Raw genomic sequence first — 19,808 nt, forward strand, 5'->3', positions numbered from 1 at the left:
GTTTCCGCAGCGCCGGCCGCACCGGAACGGACCGCCGCGGCGGCCGCCCGGATCTGCGGCGTCACCAGCATGACCTGCCCCAGCACGCCGTTGACGAACGCCGGCGAGTCGTCGGTGGACAGCTCCTTGGCCAGCTGCACGGCCTCGTCCACGGCGACCGGCTCCGGGACGTCGTCGGCGTACAGCAGCTCCCACACCGCGACCCGCAGGATGGCGCGATCGACGGCGGGCAGCCGGTCCAGCGTCCAGCCCTGCAGGTGCGAGCTGATCAGGTCATGCTGGTGACGCCGCAGATCCGGGCGGCCGCCGCGGCGGTCCGTTCCGGTGCGGCCGGCGCTGCGGAAACCGAGGAACGCCAGGCGTGACCCGGCTGGAGCTGCGCGCCGTCGTCGCGGGGTTGCTGGCCGCGACGGTGGTGCTGGGCGCCGTCGTATGCGCCGCCTTCGGGTGGACCATCGTCGCGTCGGCGCTGTCGATCTACGCGCTCGCGGTGGGCGCCTGGCTGTATCACTGCGTCGAGCGGCTGATCGTGGCCCGCCGCATCAGCACGGTTCGCACCGCCGCCAGGCCGCTGCAGCCGCTGCTGCCGGTGATGGCCGCGCTCATGGGCCTGACGCAGTCGGTGGTGCGATCGCTGTCCGACGTCACCGAATTGCCGGTCCGCCGCTGGGAGCTTCCGGTGCTGCGCTGGGTGGACAGCACGCGCGCCAACCGGCGCATCGTGGACGCTGACGAGGGTGACGACGAGCTGGACAGCTGAGGAGAGCTCACGCGAAACGATCACGTGGGCGGCGCGGCGGGGTGAGAATACAAGTCGCTCAGAAGAACAGGTGAGGTCATGACTCGATACACCACCCAGCCGCGACGACTCCGCGTCTCCGCGCTGGCGGCGGTGGCCAACCCGTCCTACGCCCGCGTCGACACCTGGAATTTGCTTGACGATGCGTGCCGCCACCTCGCCGAGGTCGACCTGGCCGGGCTCGACAAGACGCACGAGGTGGCCCGGGTGAAACGCCTGATGGACCGCATCGCCGCCTACGAGCGCTACTGGCTGTATCCGGGTGCGGCGAACCTGGCGACCTTCCGCGCGCACCTCGAGAGCCTGTCCACGGTGCGGCTCACCGAAGAGGTTTCCATGGCCGTCCGGCTGCTGAGCGAATACGGCGACCGCGCAGGGCTTTTCGACACCTCGGCGCCGCTCGCCGACCAGGAGCTGGTGGCCCAGGCCAAGCAGCAGCAGTTCTACACCGTGTTGCTCGCCGACGACGCGCCCGCGACGGCTCCCGACTGCCTGGCCGAATGCCTGCGGGAATTGCGCAACCCGTCCGACGATGTCCAGTTCGAGATCCTGGTGGCGCCCAGCGTCGAGGACGCCATCACCGCGGTCGCCCTCAACGGCGAGATTCAGGCCGCCATCATCCGCGACGACCTGCCGCTGCGGTCCCGGGACCGGCTGCCGCTGATGAACAGGCTGCTCGGGCCCAACGAGGACGCGAAGGACGTCGTCCCCGACCGTGCCAACGACTGCATCGAATGCGCTGAATGGATCCGGGAGCTGCGGCCCCACATCGACCTGTATCTGCTCACCGACGAGTCCATCGCGGCGGGCGATGACACCGAGCCCGACGTCTACGACCGGACGTTCTACCGGCTCAACGACGTCACCGACCTGCACAGCACCGTGCTCGCCGGACTTAGAAACCGTTACGCCACACCATTTTTCGATGCGTTACGGGCGTATGCGGCGGCGCCGGTCGGCCAATTCCACGCGCTGCCCGTCGCGCGCGGTGCCAGCATCTTCAACTCGAAGTCGTTGCAGGACATGGGCGAGTTCTACGGCCGCAACATCTTCATGGCCGAGACCTCGACCACGTCGGGCGGCCTCGACTCGTTGCTCGACCCGCACGGCAACATCAAGAAGGCGATGGATAAGGCCGCGCACACGTGGAACGCCAACCACAGCTACTTCGTAACCAACGGGACGTCCACCGCCAACAAGATCGTCGTCCAGTCCCTGACCCGGCCGGGCGACATCGTGCTGATCGACCGCAACTGCCACAAGTCCCACCACTACGGGCTGGTGCTGGCCGGCGCGTACCCGCTGTACCTGGATGCGTATCCGTTGCCGCAGTTCGCGATCTACGGGGCGGTGTCGCTGCGCACGATCAAGCAGACCCTGCTGGATCTCGAGGCGGCCGGTCAGCTGGACCGGGTACGCATGCTGCTGTTGACCAACTGCACCTTCGACGGCGTGGTCTACAACCCGGTGCAGGTCATGCAGGAGGTGCTTGCGATCAAGCCGGACATCTGCTTCTTGTGGGACGAGGCGTGGTACGCGTTCGCCACAGCCGTGCCCTGGGCTCGGCAGCGGACCGCGATGGTGTCGGCCGAGCGCCTCGAGCAGATGCTGGCATCACCGGAATACGCTGCCGAGTACCGAAATTGGGCTGTGTCGATGGAGGGCCTGCAACAAGGGGGAGATCGGTCGGAGTGGGTCGACCGTCCGCTGTTGCCCGACCCCGCCCGCGCGCGGGTCCGCGTGTACGCGACACATTCGACGCACAAGTCGCTGTCGGCGCTTCGGCAGGCGTCGATGATCCACGTCCGCGACCAGGATTTCAACGCGCTGGCCCGCGACGCGTTCGGTGAGGCATTCCTGACGCACACCTCGACCTCACCGAACCAGCAACTCCTGGCCTCGCTGGACCTGGCGCGCCGGCAGGTCGACATCGAGGGCTTCCAGCTGGTCCGGCAGACCTACGACATGGCGCTGGTATTCCGTCATCGAGTGCGGCGAGACCGGTTGATCAGCAAGTGGTTCCGCATCCTCGACGAGTCCGACCTGGTGCCCGAGGAGTTCCGGGCGTCGTCGGTGAGCTCCTACCGCGAGGTCCGGCAGGGGGCGCTGGCCGAGTGGAATGAGGCGTGGCGGTCCGATCAGTTCGTGCTGGACGCGACGCGGGTGACCCTGTTCGTCGGCAAGACGGGCATGAACGGGTACGACTTCCGCGAAAAGATCCTGATGGACCGATTCGGCATCCAGATCAACAAGACGTCGATCAACAGCGTGCTGCTGATCTTCACCATCGGTGTGACGTGGTCCAGCGTGCATTACTTGCTCGATGTATTGCGCAGGGTGGCAACCGATTTCGACCGCGCCGCGAACGCCGCCAGCGTCGCCGACCGGGCGTTGCAGGAGCGCCACGTCGAGGAGGTCACACAGGACCTGCCGCACCTGCCCGACTTCAGCGAGTTCGACGTCGCCTTCCGGCCCGTCGACGCGTGCATGTTCGGCGACATGCGGTCGGCCTTCTACGCCGGATACGAGGAGTCCGACCGCGAGCATGTCCTGATCGGCATGGCGGGGCGACGTCTGGCGGAGGGCAAGACGCTGGTGTCCACCACGTTCGTGGTGCCCTACCCGCCGGGCTTCCCGGTGTTGGTCCCCGGTCAGGTGGTGTCCAAGGAGATCGTCTATTTCCTGGCCCAGCTCGACGTGAAAGAGATCCACGGCTACAACCCGGACCTGGGGCTGTCGGTGTTCACCGAGGCGGCCCTGGCGCGGATGGAGGCCCAGCGGAACGCGGCGTTGGCGGCGGTGGGCACCGCGTATCCCTCGTTCGAGTTGCCGTCGGATGCCTCGGGCATGAACGGGGCCCGCAATGGCGACCGCGCCGCGCGAGCCGTCGGCGAAGACGCCCGGGGCTAGGAACGCGGCGGGACCGAGCCCTGTGGTGCGGGCCCGCCGAGCTCGCCGGCCCGGATCCCTTGGGTGATCTCGTCGCTGCGGGCCGGGCTGCCGGCCGGGGCCGTCTCCGGACAGCTGCAGCTGAGGGTGCTGAACGGGCTCGGGTCGGCGCCGGCGGGCGCCGCCGCCACCAGCCCGGAGCCGACGACGATGGCGACGGAGACCAGCATTCGTGTCGTTACGCGGTTCTTGTGACGCGCCAGGCGTGCAGTACCTCTCATGACGGGGTCAGCCTAGGAGGCGCTCGCTGAGAGGCCGCTGAGAAGCCGGCTGAGCTCGGTGTTTTCCGGCAACGCTCGCCCCTGCAGAATCGGTGGTGTGCAGTCGCCTCGCCTCCCGCACTGGGGCATCCCCGCCCGCTCGGCCGCGGTGTCCGCGGTCGTCGTGCTTTGCGCGCTCGTCCTTGCCGGGGCGGGGTTGGACGCGATCCTGTACCGGTCGCTACTGGTGGGTGTCGATTATGCCGCCGCCGAAAGAGTTCGCGACCTGGCGAAGGCGTTGCAGGCCGAGCCGCCGGCCGGCCTAGACGCCACCCTGTTGATCACCGACCCGCGGGTGGTTGCCGTGCAAGTGATCGCCCCCGACGGCAGGGTGGTCAAGCGGTCCCGCTCCGCACCCGCCACGCCGCTCGTTCCCGTGAGCGAGTTCGATTTCGCTTTGCGCCGCGGTCTGCCCGACGACGCGGTGGCGGGCGACGACATGCGCGTCAGCGGTCAGCGGGTCGCCACCGCATCCGGCGATTACACGGTGCTGGTGGGTGGGGGGAGCGAAGCGGTCGAGGAGACCGCGCGGACCGTCGCCCTGCTCCTGGCGGGCGGTGCGCCCATCGTCATCGCGGGGGCAGCGGCCGCGACGTTTCTGCTGGTTCGCCGATCGCTGCGATCGGTGGACGCGATCCGCGCGCGCGTGGCCGAGATCTCGACATCCGACCTCGCCGAGCGGGTGCCGGTGCCGGCCGGCCGCGACGAGATCGCCGCCCTAGCGGTCACCATGAACCAGATGCTGTCCCGTATCGAGGCCGGCCACCGCGCGCAACAGCGCTTTCTCGGCGACGCGTCGCACGAACTGCGCAGCCCGCTGGCCACCATCATCTCCGGGCTGGAAGTCGCCGAGGCCCACCCGCACCTGCTCGACGCCGAGTTGGCGGTCAACACCCTGCTTCCCGAGGCGCAACGCATGCACACGCTGATCGAAGACCTGCTGCTGCTGGCGCGCGCCGACGAGCAGAGCCTGATGCGGCGCAAGGAAGTGCTCGCCCTCGACGAGGTGGCGGAGGTCGAGGTCGCCCGCTGTCGACGTCAGGCGCGCTGCGCAATCGACGCCGACATCCGCCCGGTGCGTTGCGCGGGCGACCCGATGGCCATCTCGCGAATGATCCGTAACCTGGTGGAAAACGCTGTCCGCCATGCCACTTCGCGCGTCTACGTGGAAGTCGGCGGCAGCGATGGGACGGCCATCCTCACCGTCAGCGACGACGGGCCGGGAATCTCCCCGGCCGACCGGAGCCGGGTGTTCGAGCGCTTCGTGCGACTGGATTCCGACCGTGCCCGCAGCGGCGGGGGAGCCGGCCTGGGTCTCGCGATCGTCGCCGAGGTCGTTGCCGCTCATGGCGGTTCGGTCACGATAGCGGAGCGACCGGGCGGCGGAACCCGAATGAGGGTGTCCCTGCCGCTACGCGGCCCTCAACGCAGCAACCGGTAACCCACACCCCGAATCGTTTCGATGGTGTTGGTACCGAAGGGAATATCGATCTTGCGACGCAGATATCCCACGTAAACCTCGACCACGTTGTCGGGGCCGCTGTAGTGCTCGTCCCACACGTTGCGCAATATCTCGGCCTTGGTGACAACCATGTCCTTATTGCGCATCAGAAACTCGAGCACCCCGAACTCGCGGGGGGTCAACGTGATCGGGGCGGAATCGCGGTGCACGGTGTGCCGCGCGGGGTCCAGCCGCAGCGATCCCACGCTCAGCACCGCCGGCCGCTCCGGCACCCCGCGACGCACCAGGGCGCGCAGCCTCGCCACCAGCACCCGAAACGAGAACGGTTTGGTCAGGTAGTCGTCGGCTCCGAGGTCGAACGCGTCCGTTTCGTCGTACTCACCGTCCTTGGCGGTCAGCATGAGGACCGGCGTCCACACGTTTTGCGCCCGCATCCGGCGCAGCACCTCGTATCCGCTGTGGCCGGGCAGCATGATGTCGAGGATCACCACGTCGAAGCCGGTCTCGACCGCCTCCCGAAGGCCGTCGACGCCCGTGCCGACGGCCACGACGACGAATCCCTCCGCCTTGAGCCCCCGGGCAAGCGTGGCCGACAGTCGCGCTTCGTCCTCGACGAGAAGGACCCTCATGCCGTCACGCTTCTTCGTCGGCCGCCCCCGGGTGGCGACCCGGACGCTGCGGCAGGACGACGATCAACGCCACGATGATCGCCGCGATCACCGCCGAGGCCAGCGGGCGGCTCAGGTTCAGGCCGCCGTCGGCGACCGGCTTGTCGATGAAGTCGCCGATCGTCGCGCCCAATGGCCGGGTCAGGATGAACGCTACCCAGAACAACGCGACCCGCGATATGGCGGTCCAGTAGTACAGCGCGATGACCACGGCCAGGCCGGCGGCGAACACCAACGCTCCACGCTCGTAACCGAATCCGCGGGTGTCGGCGAGCCAATCGCCGAGCGCGGTGCCCAGGGTCTGCGAGAAGGTGATGGTCGCCCAATAGAAGGCCTCGACCTTCGGCGTCGAGACGGTGGTGACCGAGACGGTGCCCTCCGACCAACGCCAAAGGCCCAAGGTGGCCAGGAGGCAACCCAGGAGCAGGAGCGACCCGCCGGTGTAGCCGATGCCGAGCGATCGATCGGCGAAGTCCGCCAGCGTGGTGCCGAACGTCGTCGAGGCCACGATGGTCGCCCAGTACAGGGTGGCGTGGAAACTTTTCGCGAAGATCTGAGCGGCGACCAGTACCACCAGCGCGACGCCGAAGAGCGCGACCCCGGCCGCGTAGCCCCAGTTCAGCGTCATCGTGACGGTGTCGCCGCCCGTCTCGCCCAACGTGGTCGCCAAGATCTTGATGATCCAGAAGCCCAGGGTGACAGCCGGCACCTTGGTCAACGCATGGCGCGTAACGTCACTCATCCACAGTCATCTTCCGGTGTCGTCGTTGATGCATTCCTAGGGTAGCCGCGCTGAGAAATCACTGAGTGCCCGGACAAGAACCGCTGTGTCCATACTGCGAGTCGCGGTCTCGAATAGCCATCCGGTCGCCAAACAGCCACGAGCACAATTCGATTCGCAGGTCAGGCTATCGCAGCAAGTGCATGCATGCTGAGTTTTCACGTCGATTGCCTTAGTAATTAATAACTTACAGCGCTCTTGGCGCGCCAACCTCCCAGCGAACGCCGTGCCACGATGGATTGCACGTTTTCCGAGGCCCGCGCGAGCCAATTGGGCGCAGGCGCGCGGTGGTTCGGTCAGCCCTGCGGACAGGAGAGGCCGGAAAGTGCTGCGCCATAGCGAGTTACGCCGAATCTGGAGGTGATTGGCGCTTCGTGTGATTGCGCTCGGGAGCCTACGCGCGCCGGGCGCTCGACCGAAGCCGGGTAGCGGCGATGCAGTGTGCACCGAGGGCTTCGAGTGTGCGTTCAGGGCGGCGACACGCCGGCGACTCCCGCCCTGGACGCGCACCGTGCTCAGCGCAGGATCCGGGCGTAGAGCAGGCTGTCCTGCGGCTCGGGCCCCAAGTTGGGGTAGACGGCGTGGCGGGCCAATCGCCCCTCCAACACGAAACCGGCGCGTTCCAGCAGCCGCGCCGAACGCTCGTTCTCCACATTGCAGGTGGCCCACACCCGGTACACCGCCCGATCGTTGTCGAGCGCCGTGAGCAACATGTCGATCACCTCGGCCATCAAGCCCTTGCCCCACCACCGTCGACCCAGGCAGTAACCGATCTCGACCGAGTGCGGGACCGGACGCCGGCAGCTGGTCAGCCCGACGACCTCACCGCTGTGCCGCAACTCGATCGCCCAGGTCCGCTCGTCGAGCGTGGCGTTGAGCTTTTCGGTGATCACCCGCCGCGTCGCCGCCACGTCGGGGTGCGGCGCCCACATCAGGTACTTGGTGACCTCGGGGTCGCGGGCCACCCGCTGGAACAGTGCCCCGGCGTCGTCGAGCACGGGGCGGCGCAGCACCAGCCGGGGCCCGGTGATGCGGTCAGGCGGGTAGTCGGCCACAGTGCTAGAGGCCGAGCGCTTGATAGGTGCGGCGGACGAATTTCGGTTGCGCCGATTGGAGTTTCGCCAGGGAGGTGTTACCGGCCACCGCCGCCGCCACGTCCGCGGACATGTCGGGCAGGTTCTGGACCAGATAGAGCAGGATCAGATCGGCGCTCGGATCGGCCTGCCACCACGTCCCGTAGGCGCCCGGCCAGCTGAACGTCCCGAGCCCGCCCGGGCCGAACAGCGGCGCGCTCCTGGCGGGGTCGGTCACCACCGACAGGTTCAGGCCGAAGCCGCGGCCCACCCAATACGGCGCCCCGAGGAAGTTGTGCCGCTTCTGTTCGTCCGTGAGCCGGTCGGTGCGCATCAGGCGCGCGGACTCGGGCGACAACACCCGCACGCCGTCGATCGTCCCGTCGCCGAGCAGCATCCGCACGAACCGCAGGTAGTCGTCGGCGGTCGACCAGAGGCCGCCACCCGCGTTGGGAAAGGACGGCGGCGTGATGTGCGGCGGCCCCATCACGTCGTGGTGCAGCCGGCCCTGCTCGTCGAGCCGGTACATGGTCGCGGCGCGGCGACGGGTTTCGGGGGACACGAAGAAGCCGGTGTCGGGCATGCCCACCGGCCCCAGCACGCGTTCGTCGAGAACCTGGTGGAACGGCTTGCCCTCGATGCGTGCCGCGATGACGCCCAGCAGGTCGATCGAATGGCTGTAGGTGAGCCGGTCGCCCGGCTGATGCACCAGCGGCAGCTTGGCCAGCTCGGCCAGCCAGGCGTCCGGGCCCTGATTGAACGGCAGCCGCACGTAGGCCTTGGCGATCGGCCCCGACACCGAGAATCCGTAGGCCATGCCGCTGGTGTGGGTGAGCAGATCCTCGATGAGGATGGCGCGCCGCGCCGGATGCGTCCGGTCCAGGGGGCCGTGCGGGTCGTCGAGCACCCGCGCGTCGGCCAGCTCCGGCGCCCATCGCACGACCGGGTCTTTCAGCGTCAGCTTGCCCTCGTCGACCAGGCTCATCACCGCCGCGACGGTGACCGGCTTGGTCATCGAGGCAATCCGGAACAGCGTGTCGCGCCGCATCGGCAGGCCCGCGTCCACATCGCGATGGCCGATTTCGTTGACCTGCAGCACTTCTCCGCGCTGCCACACCACCGTCAGCGCACCGGCGAGCAGGCCGGCGTCGCACACTTCGCGGATGGAGGCCGCGTTGCCGTCGAGATTCACCCGATTCACGTTAGCGGCGGCCCCGGGGGAACCATCGTCACACCAGGGCCGTCACGCGTCGAGCGCCTCGTTCACGGTGGGATAGAGGTCGATGAACTCGTCCAGCCCGACGATGCGCAGCGGCCGGCTGGTGGCCGAGCCGTCGGCCGCCACCCGCAGTGACGTCGGGCTGTTCTCGGTCAGGCGATGCACCTCGACCAGCACGGTGATGCCCGCCGAGGACAAGAAATCGACCTCGGTGAGGTCGATGACGAGCACCGCGGGCGTGTCGGCCAGGGCAATGTCGATATGCGTGGCAAGCGAGGGCGCGGTGATGATGTCCACCACACCACTGACCTGCAACACCACCGCGTGCCCGGCATCACGGCGGGTAACCCAGAACTCCTCGCTCCGCACCACCCGAACCTACTGTCTTCTCCGCGACGGCCGATCACCCGGGCCGAATCTCGCCGCGGTGGGCCGGGACGGTTCGCTCAACGCCGGTGCGCGCGGACGTACCAGAACGCCATCTCCACCTGCGCGCCATCGACCTCGCGGCGCATCGTGGCCGGTTCCAGCGACTCGATCTCCCAGCCCCCGCCGCCGAGGACATCGCGCAGCGTCGGCTCCGAGACCGAGGGTCGGGGCCAGCGCTCGTCGGGGGTGTTGGCGTCGGAGAAGCAGCTGATCAACAGCGTGGCGCCCGGCCTGGTCGCGCGGTGGACGGCGGCGGCGTAGTCGCGCTTGCCGTCGTCGTCGAGGCAGTGGAACATTCCGCTGTCGATAACGGTGTCGAACGCATCGGTGTAGCCCTCCAGCTTGGTGGAGTCGGCCACCGCGAACGTCACGTCCACCCCGGCGTCATGGGCCCGGCGCTGGGCAGTGACCAGCGCGGTGGGCGAGATGTCCAAGCCGGTGACCCGGAACCCGTTTTGCGCCAGGTAGATGGCGTTGTCGCCGAGCCCGCAGCCGATGTCCAGGACGTCACCGTGGACCCAGCCGCCGCCGTGCCACGCGACGACATTGTCCTTGGGCGCCTTGGTATCCCACGGGGGTGTGGCCATCGGGGGGATGCCTTCGCCGGGACTCTCGCCGCGGTAGAGCGCGTCGAAGTCCATCCGCTGCAGTCTGGAGAAGCCCGAGCCCGTCATTTTCGCCAGGGTAGCCCGCTCCCAACGGGCGGGGCCAGCGCGCGTCGGGGCTCCAGCGCCGGAGACGGGCATCGGTGAATCGAGGCCAAAATTTCATGACGGTTTCGGTTGGGCAAAGGTACGGCAGCTCACCCGCGCTGCGCGGGTCGGTATCGCCTGGCTGGCTCTAGTGTTGGCTGCTATGGCCGGACTGGACAACTACGTGAAGCGCTGGCGCGCAGCGCTTCACGTATTCGTGTCGGCGTTGATGGTTGCCACCCTCGGACTCGCCGGCACCCCCGTAGCTCATGCGGCCGCGGCCTCGGCGACGCTGTCGGTGGAACATGCGTGGCAGACCGGTTTCATCGCCAACTTCACCGTTACCAACTTGAGCATGGCGCCGCTAACCGATTGGCGGCTCGACTTCGACATGCCGCCGGGACAATCCGTCTTGCACACGTGGAACAGCGCCATCACCCAATCGGGCACCCACTACGTACTCACCCCCGCGAACTGGAATCGCAGCATTGCACCCGGTGGTTCGGCCACGGGTGGCCTGAGAGGCGTGGTCAGCGGTTCCTTCTCGCCCCCGTCGAATTGCCTGCTCAACGGGCAATACCCGTGCACCTAGCCGCTAGCCCACATTGAGGCTCGACGGCTCCGCCCGTTCAGGCTCCATCGTGTCGTCCTCGGCGAGACGCCGGGGGCGGCTGTGGCGGAGCGGCTGATCGAGGTCGACGACACTCGTGGCCACTCGTGCCTCGCGCCGTCGCGCTTCCGAGGAAGTGCTACGCTGCCGGGCAGTCGACATCCTTTAACGATCCGTCCGGCGAGGCGGAGAAGGAGGTCAAGTCTCGTATGGGTGCTGTGGGTGAAAGCGGCGTGGGCCGCGAATCCCGGGAATTGATGTCGGCGGCCGACGTGGGTCGCACCATTTCCCGTATCGCACACCAGATCATCGAAAAGACAGCTCTGGATGGTCCCGACGCGCCACGGGTTGTGCTGTTGGGCATCCCGACCCGCGGCGTGATCCTGGCCAAGCGCCTGGCCACCAACATCGCCGAGTACAGCGGAATCGACGTCGGGCGCGGCGCCCTTGATATCACCCTCTATCGCGACGACCTGATGCAGAAGCCGCCCCGGCCGCTGGAGGCCACCTCGATCCCGGCCGGCGGCATCGACGACGCGCTGGTGATCCTCATCGACGACGTGCTGTACTCCGGGCGCTCGGTGCGCTCCGCGCTGGATGCGCTGCGCGATGTCGGCCGCCCGCGGGTGGTGCAGCTGGCGGTGCTGGTCGACCGCGGCCATCGCGAGCTGCCGCTGCGCGCCGACTACGTCGGCAAGAACGTCCCCACCTCGCGCAGCGAGAGTGTGCACGTGCTGCTGGCCGAACAGGACGGTCGCGACGGGGTGGTGATCTCGCGATGACGCGTCACCTGCTGGCCGCCGGCGACCTGAGCCGCGACGAGGCCACCGCCATCCTCGACGACGCGGACCGGTTCGCCGAGGCGCTGGTGGGCCGCGAGATCAAGAAGCTGCCGACGCTGCGCGGCCGCACCGTGATCACCATGTTCTACGAGAACTCCACCCGCACCCGGGTGTCGTTCGAGGTGGCCGGCAAGTGGATGAGCGCCGACGTGATCAACGTCAGCGCGGCCGGATCGTCGGTGGGCAAGGGGGAGTCGCTACGCGACACCGCGCTGACGCTTCGGGCGGCCGGCGCCGACGCGCTGATCATCCGCCACCCGGCGTCCGGCGCGGCCCACTTGCTCGCCGAGTGGACGTGTGCCGGCAACGACTCCGGGCCGTCGGTGATCAACGCGGGGGACGGCACCCACGAGCACCCGACGCAGGCGCTGCTGGATGCGCTCACCATCCGCCAGCGCCTCGGCGGCATCGAGGGCCGGCGCATCGTGATCGTCGGCGACATCCTGCACAGCCGGGTCGCCCGCTCCAACGTCATGCTGCTGGACACCCTGGGCGCCGAGGTGGTGCTGGTGGCGCCGCCGACGCTGCTGCCGGTCGGGGTCGACGGGTGGCCCGTCACCGTGACCAACGACTTCGACGCCGAGCTGCCCGCCGCCGATGCCGTGCTGATGCTGCGGGTGCAGGCCGAGCGGATGAACGGCGGCTTCTTCCCGTCGGTGCGCGAATACTCTTCGCGCTATGGGCTTTCCGATCGTCGCCAGGCCATGCTGCCCGGCCACGCCGTGGTACTGCACCCGGGGCCGATGCTGCGCGGCATGGAGATCGCCTCGTCGGTGGCCGACTCGTCGCAATCGGCCGTGCTGCAACAGGTTTCCAACGGCGTGCACGTGCGGATGGCGGTGCTCTTCCATGTGTTGGTGGGCGCGGAGTCTGCCGGAGAAGAGGGCGTGGCATGAGCGTGCTGATTCGCGGGGTCCGGTTGTACGGCGAGGGTGATCGGGTCGACGTGCTGGTCGATGACGGCCAGATCGCGGAAATCGGCGCTGGTCTCGAGATCCCCGACACCGCAGATGTCATCGACGCCACCGGTCACGTGCTGTTGCCGGGACTGGTCGACCTGCACACCCATCTGCGCGAGCCGGGCCGCGAATACGCCGAGGACATCGAAACCGGTTCGGCCGCAGCGGCGTTGGGCGGCTACACCGCGGTCTTCGCGATGGCCAACACCAACCCGGTCGCCGACAGCCCGGTCGTCACCGACCACGTATGGCACCGCGGCCGGCAGGTCGGCCTGGTCGACGTGCACCCCGTCGGCGCCGTCACCATCGGGCTGGCCGGCGCGGAGCTCACCGAGATGGGCATGATGGCGGCCGGGGCCGCCCAGGTCCGGATGTTCTCCGACGACGGCATCTGCGTGCACGACCCGCTGGTGATGCGCCGCGCCCTCGAGTACGCCACCGGCCTGGGGGTGCTCATCGCCCAGCACGCCGAGGAACCCAGGCTGACCGTCGGCGCCGTCGCCCACGAGGGACCGACGGCCGCCCGGTTGGGGCTCTCCGGATGGCCGCGGGCGGCCGAGGAATCGATCGTGGCCCGCGATGCGCTGCTGGCGCGCGACGCCGGCGCCCGGGTGCACATCTGCCACGCGTCCACCGCGGGCACCGTGGAGATCGTGAGATGGGCCAAGGAGCAAGGGATTTCGATCACCGCCGAGGTCACCCCGCATCACCTGATGCTGGACGACGGCAGGCTGGTCAGCTACGACGGGGTGAACCGCGTCAACCCGCCGCTGCGCGAAGCCTCCGACGCGGTGGCATTGCGCCAGGCCCTGGCCGACGGTGTCATCGACTGTGTGGCCACCGACCATGCCCCGCACGCCGAGCACGAGAAGTGCGTGGAATTCGCGGCGGCGCGTCCCGGCGTGCTGGGTCTGCAGACCGCGCTGTCTGTCGTGGTGCAGACGATGGTGACGCCCGGTCTGTTGTCCTGGCGCGACGTCGCGCGGGTGATGAGCGAAAACCCCGCCCGGATCGTCGGGCTGCCCGATCACGGCCGCCCGCTGGAGGTGGGGGAGCCGGCCAACCTGACGGTGGTGGATCCGGACGCCACCTGGACCGTCGCCGGGTCGGATCTGGCCAGCCGGTCGGCCAACACGCCATTCGAGTCGATGGCCCTGCCCGCCACCGTGACGGCGACCCTGCTGCGCGGCAAGGTCACCGCTCGAGACGGGAAGTGCCCGGCATGAATTCGGGCACGCTGGTGGGGTCGCTGATCTTCGCGGCCGTGCTGGTGGTGGTGATCGCGGTGCTGATCCAGCTGATGATGCGCAGCTGGCGGCGCCGCTCACAGCGGCAGGCGGAACTGATCGGCGACCTGCCCAACGTGCCCGACCAGGTAGGCGCGGCGATGGTCACCACCCGCGGCCACTATTGCGGTTCCATGATGGCGCCGGGCTGGAACGAGCGGATCGCGGTCGGCGACTTGGGTTACCGAAGCAAAGGGGTGCTGACCCGCTACGCCGGTGGGATCATGGTGGAACGCCTACGGGCCCAACCCATTTGGATTCCACAGGAGTCGATCACGGGTATCCGTATGGAGCGCAGCATGGGCGGTAGGGCCGCGGCTCGGATCGGGATATTGGCGATTCGGTGGCGGCTGCCATCAGGAGTCGAGATCGACACCGGCTTTCGCGCAAACCGCCGCGAAGACTATGCCGAGTGGCTGGAAGAGGAAGCAGCGTGACGAACAAGGCCCTACTGGTGCTCGAGGACGGGCGCGTCTTCACCGGCACGCCATTCGGCAAGATCGGCGAAACGCTCGGCGAGGCTGTGTTTTCTACCGGCATGTCCGGCTACCAGGAGACGCTGACCGATCCCAGCTATCACCGGCAGATCGTGGTGGCCACGGCGCCCCAGATCGGCAACACCGGCTGGAACAACGAAGACGGCGAGAGCCGGGGCGACAAGATCTGGGTCGCCGGCTACGCGGTGCGCGACCCGTCGCCGCGCGCGTCCAACTGGCGCGCCACCGGCACCCTGGAGGACGAGCTGGTGCGCCAGCACATCGTCGGGATCGCCGGCATCGACACCCGGGCGGTGGTGCGCCACCTGCGCACTCGGGGATCGATGAAGGCGGGGGTGTTTTCCGGTGAGGCGCTCGCCGACCCCGCCGCCCTGGTGGAGCGGGTGCGGGAGCAGCAGTCCATGCTGGGTGCCGACCTCGCCGGCGAGGTCAGCACCCCCGAACGCTACGTCGTGGAACCCGAAGGGCCACCGGGATCTTGGAGGTTCACGGTGGTCGCGCTGGACCTGGGCATCAAGACCAACACCCCGCGCAATTTCGCGCGGCGCGGCGTCCGCAGCCATGTGCTGCCGTCGTCGGCGACCTTCGAGCAGATCGCCGATATCAAGCCCGACGGGGTGTTCCTGTCCAACGGCCCCGGCGACCCCGCGACCGCCGACCACGTCGTCGCGCTCACCCGCGAGGTGCTGGGCGCCGGGATCCCCTTGTTCGGCATCTGTTTCGGTAACCAGATCCTGGGCCGGGCGCTGGGCCTGTCCACCTACAAGATGGTGTTCGGCCACCGCGGCATCAACATTCCGGTCATGGACCACGCCACCGGGCGGGTGGCGGTCACCGCACAGAACCACGGCTTCGCGCTGGAAGGCGAGGCGGGCCAATCCTTCGACACGCCGTTCGGGCGGGCCGTCGTCAGCCACACCTGCGCCAACGACGGGGTGGTCGAGGGCGTCAAACTCGCTGACGGGCGGGCGTTCTCGGTGCAGTACCACCCCGAGGCCGCCGCCGGTCCACACGACGCGGAATACCTGTTCGACCAATTCATCGAGCTGATGGCCGCCCAACAGAGCGAAAGGGGGCGCTAGTGCCGCGGCGCAGTGACCTCAAGCACGTGCTGGTGATCGGCTCGGGGCCGATCGTCATCGGCCAGGCGGCCGAATTCGATTACTCGGGCACCCAGGCCTGCCGGGTGCTGCGCGCGGAGGGGCTGCAGGTCAGCCTGATCAACTCCAACCCGGCCACCATCATGACCGACCCGGAGTACGCCGACCACACCTACGTCGAGCCAATCACCCCCGCGTTCGTGGAGCGGGTCATCGCCCAGCAGGCCGGGCGCGGCAACAAGATCGACGCGTTGCTGGCCACGCTGGGCGGGCAGACCGCACTCAACACCGCGGTCGCGCTGTACGAGAACGGGGCGCTGGAGCGCCACGGTGTCGAGCTGATCGGGGCCGACATCGACGCCATCCAGCGCGGCGAGGACCGCCAGATGTTCAAGGACATCGTCGCCAAGGTGGGCGGTGAATCCGCCCGCAGCCGAGTGTGTTTCACCATGGAAGAGGTTCGCGAGACGGTCGAGGAACTCGGCCTGCCGGTCGTCGTGCGGCCCAGCTTCACCATGGGCGGCCTCGGCTCGGGCATGGCGCGATCGGTCGAGGAGGTCGACCGGATGGCCGGGGCCGGCCTGGCCGAAAGCCCCAGCGCCAACGTGCTGATCGAGGAATCGATCTACGGCTGGAAGGAATTCGAGCTCGAGCTCATGCGCGACGGCAACGACAACGTCGTCGTGGTGTGCTCGATCGAGAACTTCGACCCGATGGGCGTGCACACCGGTGACTCGGTCACCGTCGCGCCGGCCATGACGCTGACCGACCGGGAATACCAGCGGATGCGGGACCTGGGCATCGCGATCCTGCGCGAGGTCGGGGTCGACACCGGCGGCTGCAACATCCAGTTCGCGATCAACCCCGCCGACGGCCGGCTGATCGTCATCGAAATGAACCCCCGGGTGTCCCGGTCCAGCGCGCTGGCCTCCAAGGCCACCGGCTTCCCGATCGCCAAGATCGCCGCAAAGCTGGCCATCGGGTACAGCCTGGACGAGATCGTCAACGACATCACCAAGGAGACGCCGGCCTGCTTCGAACCCACGCTTGACTACGTCGTCGTCAAGGCGCCGCGGTTCGCGTTCGAGAAGTTCCCCGGCGCGGACCCCACCCTGACCACCACGATGAAATCCGTCGGTGAGGCAATGTCGTTGGGGCGCAACTTCATCGAGGCGCTCGGCAAGGTGATGCGGTCGCTGGAGACCACTCGCGCGGGTTTCTGGACCAAGCCGGACCCGGACGGGGACCTCCACGAGGTGATCGACCGGCTGCGCACCGCGACCGAGGGCCGGCTCTACGACATCGAACTGGCGCTGCGGCTGGGCGCCTCGGTCGAGCACGTCGCCGAGGCCAGCGGTGTCGACCCGTGGTTCGTCGCCCAGATCGGCGAGCTGGGCAAGCTGCGCACCGAGCTGCTCGACGCCCCGGTGCTCGACGCCGACCTGCTGCGACGGGCCAAACACAGCGGGCTGTCGGACCGCCAGATCGCCGCGTTGCGGCCGGAACTGGCGGGGGAGAACGGGGTGCGCTCGCTGCGCTCGCGGCTGGGCATCCACCCGGTGTACAAGACGGTGGACACCTGCGCGGCGGAGTTCGAGGCCAAGACGCCCTACCACTACAGCAGCTACGAACTCGACCCGGCCGCCGAGACCGAGGTGGCGCCGCAGGCCGAGCGGCCCAAGGTGCTGATCCTCGGGTCGGGACCGAACCGCATCGGCCAGGGCATCGAATTCGACTACAGCTGCGTGCATGCGGCAACCACCCTGAGCCAGGCCGGCTTCGAGACCGTGATGGTCAACTGCAACCCGGAGACGGTGTCCACCGACTACGACACCGCCGACCGGCTGTACTTCGAGCCGCTGACGTTCGAGGACGTCCTCGAGGTGTTCCGCGCCGAACAGCGGTCGGCCGGCCCGGGGCCCGGGGTCGTGGGTGTCATCGTGCAGCTGGGCGGCCAGACCCCGCTCGGGCTGGCGCAGCGCCTGGCCGACGCTGGGGTCCCGATCGTGGGCACCCCGCCCGAGGCGATCGATTTGGCCGAGGACCGCGGCGCCTTCGGCGACGTGCTGACCGGCGCCGGGTTGCCGGCGCCGAAATACGGCATGGCAACGACTTTCGCGCAAGCCCGCCGGATCGCCGAGGACATCGGTTACCCGGTGCTGGTGCGGCCGTCATATGTGCTGGGCGGCCGCGGGATGGAGATCGTCTACGACGAGGAGACGCTGGAGGGCTACATCACCCGCGCCACCGAGCTCTCGCCCGAGCACCCGGTGCTGGTCGACCGCTTCCTCGAGGACGCGGTGGAGATCGACGTCGACGCGCTGTGCGACGGCAGCGAGGTGTACATCGGCGGCATCATGGAGCACATCGAGGAGGCCGGCATCCACTCCGGCGACTCGGCGTGTGCGCTGCCGCCGGTCACGTTGGGCCGCAGCGACATCGAGAAGGTGCGCCGCGCGACGGAGGCCATCGCGCACGGCATCGGGGTGATCGGCCTGCTGAACGTGCAGTACGCCCTCAAGGACGACGTGCTCTACGTCCTGGAGGCCAACCCGCGCGCCAGCCGCACGGTGCCGTTCGTCTCCAAGGCCACCGCGATCCCGCTCGCCAAGGCGTGCGCCCGGATCATGTTGGGCGCCAACATTCCCCAGCTTCGTACCGAAGGCATGCTGGCGGCTTCCGGGGACGGCGCCCACGCGGCCCAGAACGCCCCGATCGCGGTCAAGGAGGCCGTGTTGCCGTTTCACCGCTTCCGCCGCGCCGACGGGGCCGCGATCGACTCACTGCTGGGGCCCGAGATGAAATCGACCGGCGAGGTGATGGGCATCGACCGGGACTTCGGCAGCGCCTTCGCCAAGAGCCAGACCGCCGCCTACGGGTCGCTGCCGGCCGAGGGGACGATCTTCGTGTCGGTCGCCAACCGGGACAAGCGCTCGCTGGTGTTTCCCGTCAAGCGCCTGGCCGACCTGGGTTTCCGCGTCCTGGCCACCGAGGGCACCGCGGAGATGTTGCGCCGCAACGGGATTCCCTGCGACGAGGTTCGCAAGCACTTCGAACCGGCGCAGCCGGGCCGCCCGGCCGTGTCCGCCGTCGACGCGATCAAGGCCGGCGAAGTCGACATGGTCATCAACACGCCCTACGGCAATTCCGGTCCGCGCATCGACGGCTACGAGATCCGTTCGGCCGCGGTGTCGGTCAACATCCCGTGCGTCACAACGGTGCAGGGCGCCTCGGCCGCCATCCAGGGCATCGAGGCCGGCATCCGCGGCGACATCGGCGTGCGGTCCCTGCAAGAACTGCACAGCCTCATGGGCCAGGGCGCCGCGCCCGACGAAGGCGCCCGGTGACGGGGTTCGGCCTCCGGCTGGCCGAGGCCAAGGCGCAACGCGGCCCGCTGTGCGTGGGCATCGACCCGCACCCCGAGCTGCTCCGCGCGTGGGGTTTGCCGACGACCGCCGACGGGCTGGCCGCGTTCTGCGACACCTGCGTCGAGGCGTTCGCCGGCTTCGCCGTCGTCAAGCCCCAGGTGGCGTTCTTCGAGCCCTACGGCGCCGCCGGGTTCGCGGTGCTGGAACGCACCATCGCGGCGCTGCGCTCGGTCGGCGTGCTGGTGCTGGCCGACGCGAAGCGCGGTGACATCGGCACCACGATGGCGGCGTACGCCGCCGCCTGGGCGGGTGATTCGCCGCTGGCCGCCGACGCCGTGACGGCCTCGCCATACCTGGGGTTCGGCTCGCTGCGGCCGCTGCTGGAAGCCGCCGCCGCGCACGATCGGGGCGTGTTCGTGCTGGCGGCCACCTCCAACCCAGAGGGCGCGACCGTCCAGCGCGCCGCCTTCGACGGCCGCACGGTCGCCCAGCTGGTCGTCGACCAGGCGGCGGTGGTGAACAAGTCCGCCACGCCCAACGGGCCCGGGTACGTCGGCGTGGTGGTGGGCGCGACGGTTCTCGAGGCTCCCGACCTCAGCGCGCTGGGCGGACCGGTCCTGGTGCCGGGCCTGGGCGTGCAGGGCGGCCGGCCGGAGGCGCTCGCCGGGCTGGGTGGGGCGGATCCCGGCCAGCTGCTGCCCGCGGTCGCCCGCGAGGTCCTGCGCGCCGGGCCGGGCGTGCCCGAGCTTCGGGCGGCCGGCGAGCGGATGCGGGACGCCGTCGCGTATCTGGGAGCCCCGTAGCCGCCCCTGGG

General features: G+C 69.0%; 18 protein-coding genes and 1 pseudogene. 11 read left to right on the forward strand and 8 right to left on the reverse strand.

Annotation, left to right across the window (positions count from 1 at the left end; all coding sequences use genetic code 11):
• Nucleotides 1-275: pseudogene (gene nusB, locus A5678_RS18485) on the reverse strand (transcription antitermination factor NusB); the annotation flags it as partial.
• An 86-nt stretch (nt 276-361) separates the two neighbouring features.
• Here nusB and A5678_RS18490 point away from each other — a divergent pair.
• Entirely contained in the window at nt 362-760 is a 399-nt protein-coding gene (locus tag A5678_RS18490) for an antitermination protein NusB (RefSeq protein ID WP_068044937.1), read from the forward strand.
• Nucleotides 761-838: 78 nt separating this feature from the next.
• Nucleotides 839-3,709, forward strand: coding sequence for an aminotransferase class I/II-fold pyridoxal phosphate-dependent enzyme (locus A5678_RS18495; protein ID WP_068044939.1), 2,871 nt, complete (start codon nt 839-841; stop codon nt 3,707-3,709).
• Here the strand turns inward: A5678_RS18495 and A5678_RS18500 are convergent.
• Nucleotides 3,706-3,969 carry a hypothetical protein gene (locus tag A5678_RS18500; RefSeq protein WP_156746982.1) on the reverse strand — a complete coding sequence of 88 codons (264 nt, stop codon included), beginning with the start codon at nt 3,967-3,969 and terminating at the stop codon, nt 3,706-3,708. The two genes, A5678_RS18495 and A5678_RS18500, sit on opposite strands and share 4 nt — an antisense overlap.
• Nucleotides 3,970-4,027: 58 nt before the next feature.
• Between A5678_RS18500 and A5678_RS18505 the strand changes: the two genes are divergently transcribed.
• On the forward strand, nt 4,028-5,449 hold the full coding sequence (locus A5678_RS18505; RefSeq protein ID WP_068044942.1) for a HAMP domain-containing sensor histidine kinase: 1,422 nt from the start codon (nt 4,028-4,030) through the stop codon (nt 5,447-5,449).
• On the opposite strand, the gene A5678_RS18510 is transcribed toward A5678_RS18505, so the two are convergent.
• The 6 genes from A5678_RS18510 to A5678_RS18535 all read right to left on the reverse strand — a co-directional run bounded on the left by A5678_RS18510 (nt 5,431) and on the right by A5678_RS18535 (nt 10,290).
• The gene (locus A5678_RS18510) at nt 5,431-6,099 is read right to left on the reverse strand and encodes a response regulator transcription factor (protein ID WP_068044943.1); all 669 of its coding nucleotides are present in this window, start codon (nt 6,097-6,099) and stop codon (nt 5,431-5,433) included. The two genes, A5678_RS18505 and A5678_RS18510, sit on opposite strands and share 19 nt — an antisense overlap.
• Nucleotides 6,100-6,103: 4 nt before the next feature.
• Entirely contained in the window at nt 6,104-6,880 is a 777-nt protein-coding gene (locus A5678_RS18515; RefSeq protein ID WP_068044944.1) for a hypothetical protein, read from the reverse strand.
• A 554-nt stretch (nt 6,881-7,434) separates the two neighbouring features.
• A complete protein-coding gene (locus A5678_RS18520) occupies nt 7,435-7,998 on the reverse strand; it encodes a GNAT family N-acetyltransferase (protein WP_197502193.1) in 564 nt (187 codons plus the stop codon).
• Nucleotides 7,979-9,184 (reverse strand): serine hydrolase, encoded by a 1,206-nt coding sequence (locus tag A5678_RS18525; protein ID WP_068045040.1) that lies wholly within the window; start codon nt 9,182-9,184, stop codon nt 7,979-7,981. The genes A5678_RS18520 and A5678_RS18525 overlap by 20 nt, the downstream gene beginning before the upstream one ends.
• Nucleotides 9,185-9,235: 51 nt before the next feature.
• On the reverse strand, nt 9,236-9,580 hold the full coding sequence (locus A5678_RS18530) for an STAS domain-containing protein (protein WP_197502192.1): 345 nt from the start codon (nt 9,578-9,580) through the stop codon (nt 9,236-9,238).
• 77 nt (nt 9,581-9,657) lie between these two features.
• Nucleotides 9,658-10,290 (reverse strand): class I SAM-dependent methyltransferase, encoded by a 633-nt coding sequence (locus A5678_RS18535; protein ID WP_156746986.1) that lies wholly within the window; start codon nt 10,288-10,290, stop codon nt 9,658-9,660.
• Between the two features lie 205 nt (nt 10,291-10,495).
• Between A5678_RS18535 and A5678_RS18540 the strand changes: the two genes are divergently transcribed.
• From A5678_RS18540 to pyrF, 8 genes are all read left to right on the forward strand, one after another.
• Complete coding sequence (locus A5678_RS18540) at nt 10,496-10,924, forward strand: cellulose-binding domain-containing protein (RefSeq protein WP_068044952.1); 429 nt, start codon at nt 10,496-10,498, stop codon at nt 10,922-10,924.
• Nucleotides 10,925-11,151: 227 nt separating this feature from the next.
• Nucleotides 11,152-11,724: a bifunctional pyr operon transcriptional regulator/uracil phosphoribosyltransferase PyrR gene (pyrR, locus tag A5678_RS18545; protein ID WP_068044954.1), complete on the forward strand. Its 573-nt coding sequence runs from the start codon at nt 11,152-11,154 to the stop codon at nt 11,722-11,724.
• Nucleotides 11,721-12,680: an aspartate carbamoyltransferase catalytic subunit gene (locus A5678_RS18550; RefSeq protein WP_068044957.1), complete on the forward strand. Its 960-nt coding sequence runs from the start codon at nt 11,721-11,723 to the stop codon at nt 12,678-12,680. Before pyrR ends, A5678_RS18550 begins: the two co-directional genes overlap by 4 nt.
• Nucleotides 12,677-13,969: a dihydroorotase gene (locus A5678_RS18555; RefSeq protein WP_068044959.1), complete on the forward strand. Its 1,293-nt coding sequence runs from the start codon at nt 12,677-12,679 to the stop codon at nt 13,967-13,969. The genes A5678_RS18550 and A5678_RS18555 overlap by 4 nt, the downstream gene beginning before the upstream one ends.
• A complete protein-coding gene (locus A5678_RS18560; RefSeq protein WP_068045043.1) occupies nt 13,966-14,466 on the forward strand; it encodes a transporter in 501 nt (166 codons plus the stop codon). The genes A5678_RS18555 and A5678_RS18560 overlap by 4 nt, the downstream gene beginning before the upstream one ends.
• On the forward strand, nt 14,463-15,608 hold the full coding sequence (carA, locus tag A5678_RS18565; protein ID WP_068044964.1) for a glutamine-hydrolyzing carbamoyl-phosphate synthase small subunit: 1,146 nt from the start codon (nt 14,463-14,465) through the stop codon (nt 15,606-15,608). The genes A5678_RS18560 and carA overlap by 4 nt, the downstream gene beginning before the upstream one ends.
• A complete protein-coding gene (gene carB / locus A5678_RS18570) occupies nt 15,608-18,973 on the forward strand; it encodes a carbamoyl-phosphate synthase large subunit (RefSeq protein ID WP_068044968.1) in 3,366 nt (1,121 codons plus the stop codon). Before carA ends, carB begins: the two co-directional genes overlap by 1 nt.
• A complete protein-coding gene (gene pyrF, locus A5678_RS18575) occupies nt 18,970-19,797 on the forward strand; it encodes an orotidine-5'-phosphate decarboxylase (protein WP_068044970.1) in 828 nt (275 codons plus the stop codon). Before carB ends, pyrF begins: the two co-directional genes overlap by 4 nt.
• Nucleotides 19,798-19,808 lie beyond the last annotated feature (11 nt).

The organism is Mycobacterium sp. E2733 (assembly GCF_001667585.1).
Lineage (GTDB): Bacteria > Actinomycetota > Actinomycetes > Mycobacteriales > Mycobacteriaceae > Mycobacterium.